Annotated in this window: 9 protein-coding genes and 4 pseudogenes; 3 read left to right on the top strand and 10 right to left on the bottom strand. The window is 67.4% G+C overall.

Features of this window, described 5'->3' with window-relative positions; all coding sequences use genetic code 11:
• Positions 1–349: 349 nt before the first annotated feature.
• Together ACWC09_RS44740 and ACWC09_RS44735 are read right to left on the bottom strand one after the other, a co-directional pair.
• Positions 350–490, bottom strand: a complete 141-nt coding sequence (locus ACWC09_RS44740) for a hypothetical protein (RefSeq protein WP_450857075.1) — start codon at positions 488–490, stop codon at positions 350–352.
• A 2-nt stretch (positions 491–492) separates the two neighbouring features.
• Positions 493–954 carry a hypothetical protein gene (locus ACWC09_RS44735; RefSeq protein ID WP_450857073.1) on the bottom strand — a complete coding sequence of 154 codons (462 nt, stop codon included), beginning with the start codon at positions 952–954 and terminating at the stop codon, positions 493–495.
• A gap of 185 nt (positions 955–1,139) precedes the next feature.
• On the opposite strand from ACWC09_RS44735, the gene ACWC09_RS44730 reads away from it, so the two are divergent.
• Together ACWC09_RS44730 and ACWC09_RS44725 are read left to right on the top strand one after the other, a co-directional pair.
• Positions 1,140–1,466 carry a hypothetical protein gene (locus ACWC09_RS44730; RefSeq protein WP_450857071.1) on the top strand — a complete coding sequence of 109 codons (327 nt, stop codon included), beginning with the start codon at positions 1,140–1,142 and terminating at the stop codon, positions 1,464–1,466.
• 115 nt (positions 1,467–1,581) lie between these two features.
• Positions 1,582–1,827, top strand: a pseudogene (locus tag ACWC09_RS44725) (ATP-binding protein); the annotation flags it as partial.
• A 599-nt stretch (positions 1,828–2,426) separates the two neighbouring features.
• On the opposite strand, the gene ACWC09_RS44720 reads toward ACWC09_RS44725, so the two are convergent.
• From ACWC09_RS44720 to ACWC09_RS44705, 4 genes and pseudogenes are all read right to left on the bottom strand, one after another.
• A complete protein-coding gene (locus ACWC09_RS44720; protein WP_450857070.1) occupies positions 2,427–2,807 on the bottom strand; it encodes a hypothetical protein in 381 nt (126 codons plus the stop codon).
• A gap of 193 nt (positions 2,808–3,000) precedes the next feature.
• Positions 3,001–3,291 (bottom strand): annotated as a pseudogene (locus ACWC09_RS44715) (transposase); the annotation flags it as partial.
• A gap of 52 nt (positions 3,292–3,343) precedes the next feature.
• A pseudogene (locus ACWC09_RS44710) lies at positions 3,344–4,815 on the bottom strand (IS3 family transposase).
• A 60-nt stretch (positions 4,816–4,875) separates the two neighbouring features.
• Entirely contained in the window at positions 4,876–6,198 is a 1,323-nt protein-coding gene (locus tag ACWC09_RS44705; RefSeq protein WP_450857068.1) for an ISL3 family transposase, read from the bottom strand.
• Positions 6,199–6,458: 260 nt separating this feature from the next.
• Between ACWC09_RS44705 and ACWC09_RS44700 the strand changes: the two are divergent.
• Positions 6,459–7,047, top strand: a pseudogene (locus tag ACWC09_RS44700) (pentapeptide repeat-containing protein); the annotation flags it as partial.
• Positions 7,048–7,103: 56 nt separating this feature from the next.
• Here ACWC09_RS44700 and ACWC09_RS44695 read toward each other — a convergent pair.
• The 4 genes from ACWC09_RS44695 to ACWC09_RS44680 form a co-directional block, all read right to left on the bottom strand.
• Positions 7,104–8,228, bottom strand: a complete 1,125-nt coding sequence (locus ACWC09_RS44695) for a hypothetical protein (protein ID WP_450857067.1) — start codon at positions 8,226–8,228, stop codon at positions 7,104–7,106.
• Between the two features lie 113 nt (positions 8,229–8,341).
• Positions 8,342–10,423: a methyltransferase, FxLD system gene (gene fxlM / locus ACWC09_RS44690; RefSeq protein WP_450857066.1), complete on the bottom strand. Its 2,082-nt coding sequence runs from the start codon at positions 10,421–10,423 to the stop codon at positions 8,342–8,344.
• A gap of 25 nt (positions 10,424–10,448) precedes the next feature.
• Positions 10,449–11,735, bottom strand: coding sequence for a lanthionine synthetase C family protein (locus tag ACWC09_RS44685; protein WP_450857078.1), 1,287 nt, complete (start codon positions 11,733–11,735; stop codon positions 10,449–10,451).
• Positions 11,711–14,656 carry a lantibiotic dehydratase gene (locus ACWC09_RS44680; RefSeq protein ID WP_450857077.1) on the bottom strand — a complete coding sequence of 982 codons (2,946 nt, stop codon included), beginning with the start codon at positions 14,654–14,656 and terminating at the stop codon, positions 11,711–11,713. The genes ACWC09_RS44685 and ACWC09_RS44680 overlap by 25 nt, the downstream gene beginning before the upstream one ends.
• Between the last annotated feature and the right edge of the window lie 209 nt (positions 14,657–14,865).

The raw sequence follows: 14,865 nt of genomic DNA, 5'->3' as shown, positions 1-14,865 counted from the left end.
TCTCGACAGGCTCCACAGTCTCCAACTCCACGGCGGTATCAGTCACTTGACGTCTCTCCCATGATCGTCGGATCCGCCGTTAGATTTACACTCCCCCCGCTGATCCCAGCACAGCGTTAGAACGATCTACCTGCCTTGATCGCTTTGACAGGTTTCGGTCCGTACGCGGGCGGCGATGACGCTGTTACGGCCCGCGTTCACTGGCACGACGTCAGCGACGGGACCGCTGGCCTTCTCGATCAACCGCAACACTACGTCCGGCAGCCCGGTCAGACGCTGGGTGGGCATGAACCCTCCAAGAGGCAACGGCTGGGGCCGTGCGTGCGTGGCACGACCCCAGCACGGCAGGTCAGTTGTACGGATTGTCGTCGCCGCAGCCCGGGACGGTGCCCGCGGTCAGCGTCTCGATGTCGTCGATCAGGACGATCGTGTCCGGGTCCTGGACGGCGGGCTCCGGCTTGGGTGTGAGCTCGATCATGACGGCAGTCATCTTTACCTCGTTCCGTGTTGGCAGTAGTGCTCCAGTGGTGCCTTCGCCTCCTGGAAGACTTTCGCCATCGGCCTGCACACCCGGCACGTGCCGGACAGCGTGCAGCCGCTGCATCCTCCGGTGCGAAGCAGGAGAGACTCGGCGGTCTCGCCGAGCCGGGCCAGACCTTCCACGCCTTCGGCGATCAGGTCGATGTTCGGTTCGCGGCCGACCTTGCAGATCGACGCCCGCCCGAACGGGTCGGCGTGGAAGAAGGTCACGCCGGCCGGGCAGCCCGTGAACGGGGCCCGGTTCGTGAGGTATTGCGGTGACTGAGAGGGCAGCAGTTCCGCGGTGCGGTGGATCGTCGGTGAGATGTTCGCGTATTCGCGGTACGGCACGCCGAGCTGCTCCGCCCAGCCCCTCATCGCGTCGGCCTCGTGCGCGTTGCCCTTCACGATGATCAGGCTGAGGTCGATGTTCAACCCGGCGTCGACAGCCTTCTCCAGGCCGGCCCGGAAGCGGCCGAAGGCGCCGCGTCACCGCGTCGTATGTCTGCGCCGTCGCACCGTACACGCTGAGCGTCAGCTTGGTCGGCGGATACCGGTGCAGCAGGGTCAGGACGTGGTCCTTGTGCAGCCGGGAGCCGTTCGACAGGACCTCCAGCTGCATGCCCAGCTCATGCGCGAGTCGGTACGAGGCGGAGAAGTCCGGGTCGATGAGCGGTTCCCCGCCGGTGATCTGGATCCGCTACAAGCACCCCCACCTGACCTGGAAACAGCTGCGGCACCGCTACTACGGGGCGGACCGCATCACCGCGGGCGGAATCGTCCTCTACAACCCGGCGAAGATGCGGGTCCAGCGATACACGTTTCGTGGAGCGCAGATCAGCACGCCCTACAACATCGACGAGGTCGATCCCGACGGAGCACGCTTCCGCCGGACGAACCACGACGACGTGGCCTTCGTCGGCCAGGTCAGCGAATACCTCGCCTGATCCAGCGGATCACGTGGAGAGCCGGATGCTCGGCCAACGGGCACGGCCGGTTCGGCGGGCGGGGACGGGAAAACCGGCACCGGAAACGGTGCACGGCGTCCCGTCCCCGACCCAACACATGCAACTTGACCGCCGCGGCGCCGAGGTGCTGTTCCAGGTTTTGACCGAGCGGGAGGAAAAGAACAGTGTGGCCATCGCCTCGAACGAATCGTTCGGAGGCTGGACCAAGACGTTCACCGACCCCAGGCTCTGCGCAGCCATCGTCGACCGGTTCACCTTCAACGGCGCCATCATCGAGACCAGCACCGAGTCCTACCGCCTCGCCCAGACCAAGGCCAGGCAGCAGCAGACGAAGAAGTAGCCCAGAGGCCAGCTGGCCGGTGGAATCTAATCTCTGCTGCCTCGGGCCTGGCGGTCCAGGAACTCAATCAGCCCTGTTTCCGAACGTGCAAGCCTCTCCCGTTGCTCACGGGAAAGCGAGGCGAGGGCGTCGACCAGGACCCGACTTCGCGGGACGCGCACCATGTTGCCGGAGTAGATCCGGCAACTGGAACACCAGGCGAGTCCGATGCACCGCTCGAACATAGAGGACTCGGGCGGATAGAAGCGGTACTGGTACGAGCGGACGGGCGTTTTGCAGGCGGCACAGATCCGACAGTACCCGTCGGAGACCGTGTCCCAGATCCCGACCTTGCGCCAGTGCTGCCGCCCGGCCGGTGCTCTTCAAGTCGTCATGCCCAGCATTCTCTCCCACAGCGAGTCGCCCAGCATAGCCGTCCCGGTGAAGGTGTGGCCGGAGCAGACCAGAAGCCGGAGCCACTTCAAGCCGGAACAATCGCCGCACCAACCCCGAAGTGGGGCCAGTTCGGGCCGGAAAAGCGGGGCCAGTTCAGGGCTCTGGCACAGATCTTGTGGAGCGGTCGCTGAGCGTCACAGGGCAGGTCGGATTCGCGGCTGTGCTCACACCTGTTCCTGGTAGACCCTGATTTCCGTGGGACGGAAGTTGCGGACGATCGTCCAGAATTCGTGAAGCCTGAGGCCGTCGGCCCAGCCGTCGAGTTCCTCGTCCGTGTCGTGGAAGAACCAGGACTCAAAGTGCCCCAGCGCCCGAAGTTGAAGGACGGGTTCGTACCGGAGTTCGCAGTGGAGCTGGATGTAATGATCATGCTCGCCTGAGGCACCGTTGACCTCGAACTGGCGGGCAAAGTCCAGGGTGAAGGCAGGCGGCCCATCGAAGGCGTGGGTTCCGTACTGGCAGAGCAGGCCATCCGCGTCGGGAGTGTTCGCGACGTCGAAGCGTTGTGAGCCGAAGCGCACGAACCTCAGCCACACCTCGTCCACGCCCAGTTCGGCGAGAGGTTGTTGTCCAGGGCTCAGCTCATGTCGAAGCCACTCCTGGGCCCGCTCTATAGGCAGTCTCTTCGACATTCCTGTCCGTCTCGGTCGCGAGGGAATCTGACGTTCCCGTCGATCTTCTCAGCCCGTCGCAGTCGCTGGCGTGGCCAGCGTTGGCTGCAGAGCCTGTGGTGAGACGCTATTGGAGCAGGATCATCTTGCGGAGGAGTTCGAATCCGACACGGCCATAGAGCTGCCTCTTGATCTTCTTGATGCGGTTCACGGCACCTTCTGTGCCGCCGGAGCTCCAGTGCACGGTGAGTCCGGCGATCACGGCTTCGAGATCGGTGGTGAGTCCGTGAGCGAAGCCGGTCATCCCTGGCAGCCGTGCGGCGCGGGCGGTGCCGATCCAGTCCGGCAGGTCGGCGCCAGTGCGCCGGGCGAGCATCTGAGTGAAGGCGCGTACGAGTTGGTGGGTTTGATCCAGCTCGGGACAGGCATCGAGCGGAACCTGTCAAAGCGATCAAGGCAGGTAGATCGTTCTAACGCTGTGCTGGGATCAGCGGGCCGTCTGGTGTCGGCTGGTTGATCCAAGCCGCTGCGGGGAGCTTGGGAGGCTCGGGTGGTTTGCGGACGAAGCGTTCGGGGTGCTTCGCGTAGACCGTCTGGAGGACGTCGGCACGCATCTCGCGGAGCTGCTCGGCGAGACCGAAGTGCACGTCGTAGGGCGTGTGCAGGCCGATCCCGGAGTGCCGATGCTCCTCGTTGTACCAGGTGAAGAACTGGGTGCACCACGCCCGGGCGTCCTCGAGGGATCCGAAACGCTCGGGAAAGTCGTGCCGGTATTTCAGGGTCTTGTACTGGCTCTCGCTGTACGGGTTGTCGTTCGACGTCTTCGGCCGCGAATGCGACTTGGTGACGCCGAGACCGGCCATCATCTGGGCAACGTTCTGCGCGACCATCGGGGCCCCGCGGTCCGAGTGAATCGTCAACTGCCCTGGTTCGATGCCGTACTTGGCGATCGACTCGGACAGGAACCGCTCGGCGAGGTCCTTGTTCTCGTGGGAGGCGATCATCCAGCCGACCGTGTAGCGGCTGAAGATGTCGATGATCGTGTAGAGGCAGTAGTAGACGCCCTTGACCGGCCCCTTCAGCTTCGTGATGTCCCAACTCCATACCCGGTTCGGGCCCTCGGCGACCAGTTCGGGAACGGTCCGGGGTGGGTGGACGGCCTGGCGGCGGCGTTCAAGGACCTCGCCGTGACGTCGCAGGAGCCGGTACATCGTCGACTCCGAGCACAGGTAGACACCCCGGTCCAGGAGCACCGCGTAGATCTCGGCGGGCGCCATGTCGGCGAACTCCGGGGAATGGAGCACGTCGAGGACCCGTATCTCCTCCTCGGGTGCGAGAGCACGGGCGTGTCGGCGCCGTTCCCGCCGCGGCTTGGCCGGGGCGGGGCTTCGGCGGTGTTGGCGGTAGTAGGTGGCACGGCTCACGCCGAGAGCGGCGCATGCCTGGACGCGTCCGACCAGCCCGGTGAGTTCTTCAAGGGCCTGGTTGCGGGCGGTGTTGAACGCCACGGCCGCGAGCTGGGCTTCGGTCACTGGTTCTTCTCGCCGTTCCGGGTCGGGGCGCTGTCCGTGGCGAACTGGTCGAGCAGCGCGGAGAGTTTTCCCTGGACCTCGATGACGGTGCGGGCCTTCGAGAGGTCGGCTTCCAGACGGGTTTTCTCCGCCTTGAGCTTCTCGATCTCCTTGTCCCTGGGGTCCGCCTTCGGCCGTCCGGCCGGCGCGGCGAGTGCGTCCAGGGCACCCTTGTCCCGCTGCTGGCGCCACGTCGTGATCAGCGACGAGTACAGGCCCTCTCGCCGCAGCAGAGCGCCCTTGCCCTTCTTGTCCAACGTCTCGTACTCCGCGAGGATCCTCGCCTTGTACTCCGCGGTATACCGGCGCGGACCGGTCGAACGGGCTTCTACCTGCGGATCAGGGGTCCCGTGGTCATTCGTGCTGGCCACCCGGGCACTACTCCTTCTCCGCCCTCGACTCAATGAATCATCCAGTATGCCTGGCTTGAGTCACTTTGACAGAGAGGGGAGGACGGCCTTGAGCTGGCTGGTTTCGTCTTCCGTGAGGGTGTCGGGGTGGCGGGTGATCCAGCCGACGACCGTGCGCACCGACGGTGCCGCAGCGGTCGGCGCGGGTGCATCGGGCCACTCCAAGCGGCTGCGGGCCCAGTCTCGCAAGCTGCTGTAGGGCACTCGGTGGCCTCGCGCGGCGAGTTCCTCTCGCAGATCCTTGATGGTGATCACGCCGTAGGTGTCGTCGATGCGCCGTTGCAGGTAGAACTGGTGCACGTCGAGGTGGCTGGAACGGGTTCGGCGCCCGGTGACCATGTCCTGCCAGCGGGCGGCCCGTGCGTATCGCTGGACGGTGTGCCGTCCCCAGCCGAGATGGCGGGCGATGGCCCGCAGCCCCATTCCCTCCTTCAACAGGCCGTGGACCAGGGCATGATGGGCCCGCATCCGCTCGGCCCTGCGGCCGGCGGGCACCGCAGTGGCGAGCATCTCGATCTCGGCGATCTGTGCGTCGGTGGTCGCAGGATCGGGTGGTGGGACGACGGTACGCAGGCAGTCGCGATGAGCCGCGACGCACTTCTCGACGGCCTGGTTGAGGTTCTGGAGAATATGGAACCGGTCCGCGACCTGCAGTGCGTCCGGGGCGCCAAGCGCGGCACCCTCGGCATACGCCCCCGCACGGTCCCTGCAGATCACTTCTACTCCTGGATGCGCCCTCAGCCAGGCCGCCAGCGGCGCGGCCTCGCGGCCGGGCAGCACATCGATGGGGTGGTGGCGTTCACCATCCGTGATCACGGTGGCGTACGAGTGGCCACGGCGGGTGGCGAAATCGTCGACCCCGACCGCCTGCGGCGTGTTGAACTGCGGATCCGGCAAGGCCATCACCCTGCGCAGAAGCGTCATCCGCCCGGCATCAAGGCCCAGTTGGGCCGCCATCCGGGCGCCGGCCCGTCCGGCAAGTGCGAGACCGATGTGCTCCAGGAGACGGCCGAGCCGGGTGGTGAAACGCGCGTACGGGCAGGTCAGCCACGCGAACGATTCGACGAACGTGCGGCGCGGACATGTCCTTGCCTCACAGACGAAGCGCCGGACCTTCAGCAGGATCACGACGCTCCGCTCACCGAGCGGCAGATCCCGCAGTCTGCGCTGGTAGGAGCCGTGCACGCGTTCTGAGGGGCGGCCGCAGTCAGGGCAGGTCGCACCCGTAGTGCGGCCTTTGGCCACGATGTCGATCGTCCCGAAGGCGGCGGTCACCTTCTCGACGTCCACCTCGTCGACCCCGTCGAACACGAGCGTCTTCCAGAACAGCGCGTCGGTCTGCATGACCGGCACCGTCGCTGGCGACCGCCCCGGAGCGCGGAGTTCCGCACCGACTTGACGGAGCGTCAGCAACCGTTGTTCGGGGGCACGGCGCACGCGGTCTCACGGGGAAGCAACCCTCCACATTCGAACACCGTAGTAACGCTCAGCGACCGCTCCACAAGATCTGTGCCAGAGCCCAGTTCAGACCGTTAACGCCACTCAACACCTGAACCATTTACACCGCATGGGAATCCCATGGATGAGAGCTTGCTGTCAAGTGGCCCGACTGGGTGCGCGTGGTCTCGATACAGGGGATGGACGCCGCCCATCTCGTCCTGACCGACACCGATCTGACCGAATGTCTGTTCTCTGGAGCCCACCACCTTGACCAGCTCCGCCTGGAAGGTCGCACCATCTTCGCGCCGCCACCCACCGGCTGGCACCGCCACGGAAAGCGGCTGAGGCGGTGGACACGCCGGCGCACCCTCGCCGAAGAACACCACTGGCGCGCGCAGACCGCCGGCTTGCACGCGCCCTCCCCATTCCTCTCCCTCTCGCCACGCCAGCGGCATCCCGGTCCACGGCACCCCGACCCCGGCTTCACTCCCGATCCCGAGGATGTCGCCGCCTCTACCGGCAGCTCCGCAAAGCCTTCGAGGACGGCAAGAACGAACCTGGCGCCGCGGACTTCTACTACGGCGAATGCGAGATGCGCCGCCACGACCACACCGGCACTACGAAGGGCGAACGCCGCCTGCAGTGGGCTACTGGCTGCTGTCCGGCTACGGTCTACGCGCCTCCCGTGCCTTCGCCTGGCTGCTCGCCGCAATGTCGCTGACCGTCCTGCTCCTCATGGGTGTTGGCCTGCCCACCCATGTTCGCTGTCGATCACTCAAGGAATCAACGACACAGGACGACAGCTGTCCTCACGCCGTGAAGTTGCCCAGCTCGTTTGCTTCTTTCAATGAGTTACTAAGCACCATCTCACCGGCATCCAGAGCGGCTGCGAGGTCTCGGTACAGCCCTTCTGGAAGCATTCCCGAGTCGAGCGCGCAGCTCCGAAGCAGGTCCTCGCAGTCCTGCGACTGAGTGTCCTTCGCGAGCGCGTCGAACAGAGGGTGGGCCAGGATCTCGCGGGCCGCGTATCCGTTGCGCGCTTCCGTTGTTCGCCGACACAGATCGTCGATGAGATGGCGAGCCCCAGGATGCTCAGCTGATCCGACGGCGTCCATGACGGTGAGCCCGAGACGGACGTCGAAGACTGTCATACCCGCCTTCGTCTCATGGTTCAGGTAGGTGTTCGTCAAGGACGTCAAGGCGTCTTCGACTGGTTTGGACGCGTCGCGGAGACACAGCGTCATCAGGCATTCAGTGACGGCCTGTTCCCACGGCTCTCCCGGTGCCGTAGCTGCGAGCAGTTCCTCAACGGGGCGGGTCTGGCCAGAGGTGAGAGCCGCGATGACGGCGACTTGGCGCCCGTCCAGCATCCTGGTGCCCACGCCCCGGTGTTGCTCGATGTGGGCCAGCGCCTCGGACCATCGCCCTGTAGTGGTGAGGCTGCGCGTGCCGTCAGCCAGAACAACGCGCCACAGCCATGCCCGTACCTCTCGTCGGTCGTCCTCGGTGCAGGTTAGGTCAGCCGGCACGGTGATGCCATCGAAGGATACTGCGGTGGCGGCACCGACAGCTTCGTACAGGTCCAGCAGCCGCTGACGGCCCTCGTCGGTTCGGCCAGCGCGGATCTGCAAGCGGGCGAGGTTGACCAGGGGCTCCAGGGCGCGGATGGCGCCCATGGCGGGGAGCGGGCAGGAACTCAGGTAGGCCGCAGCGTGCCGGTGGCACATCGCTCGGGCGAGATCCGGAAGACCGAGGTCGGAGGCGATGAGCGCCGTCTGGTTGAAAACGGTGGAGGCCAGTCCCTGGTCGCTCCGCTCCGCGGCTCTTGCGGCCAGTTCGGTCACGGACCGTACCCGATCGGGCAGCGGAAGGCAGGCGGGCCGGAATCGTGCAATCAGCGGAAAGCGTCCTGCTATTGGGCCGTTCGGATCCATGGTCCCCTCGGGCAACGTTGACACGATGAGTGAACGGGCCGGGGCCGCGCACGTCGACATGGCCGACGGACACCGCCCCTTTCTGCATGGGCAGTTGTCTGTACGGGCCGTTGTCAGCGCCAGTCGACGACGATGCGGTTGAGCGGTGTGTCGAGAGCGAAGAGGCCAGGGCGCTGCTCGATCACGGGAACCTCGAGTGGGTGAATCTCGAAGGTGGCCTCGCGATCGCGGTACTCGCGGTCCCACGTGCGGATCGCTTCAGCGACCTTCGCGGCCAGCTCGTCACTACCGAGACCGTGGCCGATGACGCCGAACTCCCAGAGCTTGCCGCCCTCGGGGGCCTTCCGGTCCGACAGACGGCGGGCGAGGTAGGTGAGAGCGCCCTTGTCGACCGCCGCGGTGGACGAGGGGTAGGGGTCCTCGGTGAGGACGGTCCTCTTGGCTTCCTTCGGGAACAGCATCCGGATCAGGCCGCTGGGCAGGGAGCAGGAGACGAACAGCTCCATCCACTCCGGTGACTCCATGGCCTGGACCGTCATCCCGGTCCATTCCTCGATGCGCGGCAGCTCCAGTACTCCGGCAAGGGCGTCGGCGTCGATGTTCTGGCCGGCGGGGGCCTGGAGCCGTACGGTGCCGTCCGTGCTGAGCGGAACGACGCGGCGATCATCGTCCGCGATGCCCCGCCGTAGCGGCATGAAGGTGTTCATCTTGCTGCTGACGCTTGTCCAGCGGCCGTCCTGCTGCTCGTAGCCGATGGACCGGGACACGCTGCCTTTGAGGCGCTGGGGCACGACGAGCCGCCCCTTGGGAGCGAGTTGCTGCAACCAGGCGTGCGGGACGCCGTGGGCGCCGACAGTGGCGATGATCCTGTCGTAGGGAGCGCCCTCGGCATGGCCGACGGCTCCGTCACGGGTCAGGGCATGAACGTTGGTGAACCCGGCGGCCGCGAGGTGCGCTCGGGCTCCTTCCACAAGGTCGTCGTCCACGTCGATGGTGGTGACGTGACCGTTCTCGCCGACCAGGTGGGCGATCAGGCCCGCGTTGTAACCAGTGCCCGCGCCGAGTTCGAGAATGCGTTCGCCGGGCTGAGCCTCCAGCTGGTCGAGCATGAGCGCGACGATTCCGGGCTGGGAGGCGCAGGAGATCGTCGTGCCGTCGGTGTCGTACTTGATGTTGACCGGCACGTTGGCGTAGGCGTCTTCGAGAGAGGCGTCGGGCACGAACAGGTGCCGGGGGACGGTGCGCAGCGCGGTCTCGACGGCGGCGGTACGGGCATATCCCGATGTGCGGATTTGGTCGACCAGGGCGTTGCGGAGCCGGGTGGCCTCGGCGTCGGGAGTGGTGATCGTGTCGGTGTTCACCGCCCCGACGCTAGTGGTTTCGGACGTGCCCGCGGCGGACGGCGCGGTGTTGTCACTCGATCCCATGACTGCCTCTCTTGCGATGTTGAACAGGGTGCTCTGGTCTCCGGACGGGAGACCGACGCGGTTGGCGTGGAAGATCAGGTGGTGTGCGATGACGGCTCGCAGACCGCGGGTGAGATGACCGCCGGCGGCAAGATGGGCGAGGGTTGCCCCGGCCTGCTCGAAGGCGGCAACCCATCCGACTTGTCCTTCGAGCGGCCCGCTCGGGCGGCACAAACCGTGGGCGTCGACCGTCATAAGCTTGTGCATGGACGGAATCAGAGTTGTCGCCCGTTCGAGGACGAGCGGGTGGGCAGCTGGCCTGAGGGCGGCGGCCTTCGCCCAGACGTCCCCTTGCTCGAACCAGTCGAGGCGGGCGGCCCGCATCAGGACGCTGATCAGGAGGACGGCCATCTCCCGGCCGCCCAGCCGTCCAGGGCGGGGCTGGTAGATGAGAAGGTGTCGGCAGTCGTGGTGGAACAGGTCGTGGGCGGCGTCCATGGCCTGTGGACCGCCGAAGGCGTCCGTCTCCGATTCGTAGATTCCCCGGACACACGACGCTGCCGTGCCGTCGTCGACGAGGTCGCTCAGCAACAGCTCGACGAGCGGGGACGGTTCGGGCGCCCGGTATCGCAGCGGCCAGGGCTGTTTGTTCATGAACCACCAGCCGGTGAGCTGGCCGTCTCCTTCTGCCGCGCGAAGGGTGGGGCCGATGCGTTCGGCGATGGCGCGCTTGCCGATCTCGCGGTCGGTGAAGGTGATGTTGTACTGGTGCCAGGGGGCCCGGCGCATGGCGGTGGTCCTTCGGTGAGTGAGGTCAGGAAATGAGCAGGCAGGCGTCCCAGGAGGTGCGGGGCGGAGCCTCGGTCGCGGGGACCAGGAGCGCCAGGGCGATGCCGGCGGCGCCGTTGAGGAAGCCGCGCCCGGCTTCGTTGACGATCGCCGTGGCGGCGTCGTCCGGATCAGTGCCTGGCGGGCAGAGGAGGGTCAGGAGGGCGGGGATCGCCGCGCGCAGGAGACCTGCGGTCGAGGGGTGCGCGTCCTCGGCGGTACGGGCGGCGATGTGGGCGAGACCAGCGAAGCCGTGGCACAAGCCGTTGTCCGTGGTGGCTTTGAGCTGGGCGGGGTCGGTGAGGGCGCCCACGAGTGCGTTCTCGGCATCGACCTGGCGGCCGGTGTCGCCGAGGGCGAGGGCGGCAAGTTGCTGGGCGCGGGCCAGTCCCGCGGTGCCGTAGCACCATGACGGTCGCCGGGGCGCGGATGGTTCGAGGAGACCGGTCCGCAGTTCGTCTCGCGTGATCCAGTACGACCAGATGGGGCCCCGGTTGGATTCCTCTTGCCATCGGTCGAGCCAGGCCAGGATGGTCCGAAGGGCTTCATGGTGATCATCAACGGTGATGCTTCGATAGGCCGCGAGCGCCAGGAGGGCGAGGACCCCGCCGATTCCGTGTGCCATGCCGGTGTTGCCGTGTCCGTCCAGGAACCGGCGGTCCGGACGCCCGGAGGGGCCGGTCGGTGTCCACCAGCCGGGCAGGATCTCGCCGTTGTGCGTGACCGGTCGGGTGAGGCGTACGCAGTAGTCGAGGATGGCGCGCACTTCGGCACCGGCAGGGTCGCGGCGCAGGAAGTAGGCCCCGTAGCCGGTCAGGCCCCGAATCGTGTCGAACTCAGCCAGTTGCGGCAGGCCTCCGGCGTCGATGCGGCGGTGCGCGGCGTCCAGCCTGCGGCGGACGTCCATGGCCAGTTGGCTCTCGATCAGGCTCAGGGCGCGCTGGAAGGCGCCGGCCGCGTGGTCGGCAGCGCAGGCCATGGCATGTGCCAGGGCGGGCGCCCCGTAGAAGGGGTGGCTGTCGGAGCCGCTGGTGAAGGGGGACTCTGCGGCTGCGTCGAGCCAGTCGTGGGCGCGATGCCATGGGCCCAGGCCGGCCGCGGCCCGCTCGATGTGCAACAGAGCGAGCCCGGTCGGGCCGTACGCGAGGTGCTGGCGTGAGGGTGCGCCGTTTGGGCCCGGCAGGTCAGTAGCCGGGTCGGCCAGCAGATCGGCGACGGCTTCGGCCACCTTGAGCGTGATCGGGTCGGTTACCGTGTCCTCCGGGACATCCAGGCCATGGCGGCGGCGCGTATGAGGTGCAGGCAGACCGCTTCCTCGGGGAAGTCGACCGCGACGTGGCGTACGAAGTGGACGTGTAGCAGCGAGGAGAGGACGTCGTCTTCCGCGATGCCCTGGGTGTCCGGCCCGGGGATGTGGGCTCGGTAGGCCGCCAAGGCCGCCTCCCGGTCGGCCCACGTCTGCACGATGTCCTGTCCCCCGGGCGTACTACGCAAGGCCGCCCAGTCGCAGGACGGGTCGGACAGTGCGACTGTTTCCTTCAGTTGAGCGCGGGGAACCGATGCAGGCGCCGTGCGCGGAATGTGGTTGATCAGCCAGCTCATGGCGGCCTCGGTGCTGCCGAGGAACGCGCTGGCGATGGCGATGCTGTGAGCGGCGACCAGGGTGCGCTGGTGGGGACGCTGTGGCTGGCGGAGCTGGGTGACGACGGCGCGCGAGTCGGCCCGGAACACCTCCTCGGCGGCGTCCCAGGCGGTTCCGGAGCCCCAACGGCCCATCTCTCGGTAGGAGGTGGGGTAACGCAGGTCCGACAGCAGCCCATTAGTGCGCAGTTCGTCGGCCCAGGTGCTGATCGTGCGGACGGCCCTGACGAAGGCAGCGGGGTCGGGCAGGGCGATCCTCATGCGCAGGTGTTGGTCAGGATCTCGGAAGCGGATGAACCACCAGGGTGGAGCGCCGAGTTGGTTCATCAGGTCGGGGATGTGCTGGGCCAGCAGGAGGTCCTGGCGCCGTACGTCGCCGTACAGGGTGGCGAGCAGCAAGGAGGAGACGCCCGGGGTCTGTGTCTGTGCCGGGGACAGTGCGCGTGATGAGGCGGGGGCGGGCAGCGGCGGCCATGCTGGTGGCCGCGTCGCCTTGAGCGGCACGATTACCTCGTGGGCGCGATCGCCGCACCATCCGTATGCGTCGCGGGTCGGGGCTTCGACGAGGTGCGCGGGTCGTGCACGGTTCAGGTGCTGGCGCAGCAGGCAGCGGTGCCCGGCCTGGTCCAGGTCGAGGAGCAGGCGACGGTCGTCCTCGGCGAGGAAGACCCGTTGCGCCATTCGCCGTCGGATCCGCCAGTCCTCCAGCCCCGCGTCCCAATCGCTCTGCGGGTGGTTGCGTCCGGGCAGCTCTGCGGGTTCTATTCGCCACCGCGCGGGGGCGAGCACGGCACGCCCGTAGCGCAGTCGGGGCAGGAACGGCATGGCCGAGGCCGCGCCCCAGTCGAACACAGTGACCTGGGCGCACTGAGCGCGGGACAGCTCGGTGAGAAATCGCACCAGTGGCGGGGTGTGCGTCGCGAGGTTCAGCGCGTGCATGCCGACGGCTTCGATTCGGTGCCCACGCTGGGGGGCGGCCAGGTACATACGGCGGCCGTCGCACGCCACCGCAAGGTCGTCGGGCGTGAGGACACGGTCGTCGGGAGTGCGGTGTTCCTGAACGCTGATCACGGTGGGCAGGACCTGTGGGGTGCGGGTGACGTGGGCGCTCGTCGGCAACAGCGGTGGAAAGGACAGCTGGGCCGGCACGGTTGTGTCGTCCGCCGCTGGCAGGTCGGCCAGCTCCGTCGCCAGGGCGGTACGGGTCGCTGGGGCGAGCACTCTGAGGAATCTGCCCGAGGTGACGCCGACGCCCCGGGACACGCTGAGGATCTCCAGCCTGAACCGGCCGCTCTGCAAGTCGCCGACGCTGGCTGCGTGCACGCGGACACCGATCTCCACGTGCGGCGGAACCCGGGGCTGCTCGGGCCCGATATCCATCGCGGAGATCAGTTCATCGGTGAGGACCACTTCATCTCGGCCGTCCAGCGCGGCGGCCTGCGCCAGGGCGACCAAGGTGTCGTCTCGCGCGGAGGTCCGGCGTCGGCGCACATCTGCTGTCGTGCCGGGGTACCCGTCTGGGAAACCGGTGCCGCTGTCGGCCAGAACTTCCTTGAGAGGCACCATCGTGCCGATGCCGTATCGCTCGTAGAACCGCCGCTGGTACGCCTTCCACGCTTCGGTCCCGTACGGGAGGGGGCTGACCCGGGTCATCGCCCAGGCAGCGCGCTCGATCTCGCGGGCGACCGACTCAGGCAGAGCGACGTGGGCGTCGAGCCGGAGATCAAGAGCGAGCGGATGGCGGCGAACGCCGGGAACCAGGGCCCGCATCCGCGCCGCCACGCCAGCCCGGCCGCTACGGGAGCCGCAGGTTCGCAAGTCGGCCTGCACCGCGCTGAGTTCTCCGGCTGTGGCAGCGACCGGTGCCACGGTCTCGGCGTGAACCGCGTCGAGGCTGCGCAGCAGGTACTCCAGCGCGTCGGTCTCGGTGCTCGGCGCGTGCAGGCTGGAGATCAGAACCTGGTGTCGCATCAACTCCTGCACGAGCCGCAGCGCCGGCTCCGCCCCTGCGTGGGGGAACTCGGAGATCAGCTTGTCGGCCAGGTCACCGACGCGGATCGGTGACCGTGCGGCATCCAGGATCAGGCGCACCGGCGCGGACAAGCCGATGGACGCCTCGACCGCGTGCCGCGGGTTGTCATGGGTGTTGGGCTTGTACGGCACGACGAGTCGATCCCCGCGTTGCGTGACGGCGCTGTTCAGCACCACCGGCAGACGCCCAAGTAGATCCGGGCACGACTCCAGCCGCTCGATGACGGCCACCAACCACTCGGCGCTCGCCCGACCGATCGCCACATGCTCCGCACCCCACACTGTGGCCGCCCGGGACCCGAAAGCCGCGGTCGTCACCCCGGCGAACAAGCCGAAGGGAGTCGCCCGATGCTCGGCCCGCAGCAGATAGCGGGCGACGGAGGCGACGGCGCGGCGTACGTCACGCGTGGCCGGATTACCGGACGAGCACAGGGTACGAACCTGGAAGGCGAGCACAGGGCTGGCGTGCTCCAGGGCCTCGACAAGGTCCTCGTCGGACCACACCTCCCGCAGCCACGCCAGCCGCGTAGCTGCACCTTGGGCAGAAGGGTCATCAAGGTCAGGGCACGGAGAAAGAGGAAGCTCCGGCCGGGCAACTGCACGGACAAGAGCCGTCTTACCGGCGCGGTAGCCGGTGCTCGAAGCCATCACAACCTCCGTGATCCAGAAGGGGGGCCGGTGCCCTCGCTGTGCGAGGTGCGAAGGCACCGGCCTGTACTGATGCGTGCCTT

Source organism: Streptomyces sp. NPDC001617 (genome assembly GCF_053596855.1).
This window is presented reverse-complemented; position numbering and strand designations above follow the sequence as displayed.

Coding starts and splice junctions, on each gene's coding strand:
- ACWC09_RS44730 (WP_450857071.1), top strand. CDS start 1,140: ATGCCCAGCTCATGCGCGAGTCGGTACGAGGCGGAGAAGTCCGGGTCG.
- ACWC09_RS44740 (WP_450857075.1), bottom strand. CDS start 490: ATGACTGCCGTCATGATCGAGCTCACACCCAAGCCGGAGCCCGCCGTC.
- ACWC09_RS44695 (WP_450857067.1), bottom strand. CDS start 8,228: ATGGATCCGAACGGCCCAATAGCAGGACGCTTTCCGCTGATTGCACGA.
- fxlM (WP_450857066.1), bottom strand. CDS start 10,423: ATGCGCCGGGCCCCCTGGCACCAGTACAACATCACCTTCACCGACCGC.
- ACWC09_RS44705 (WP_450857068.1), bottom strand. CDS start 6,198: ATGCAGACCGACGCGCTGTTCTGGAAGACGCTCGTGTTCGACGGGGTC.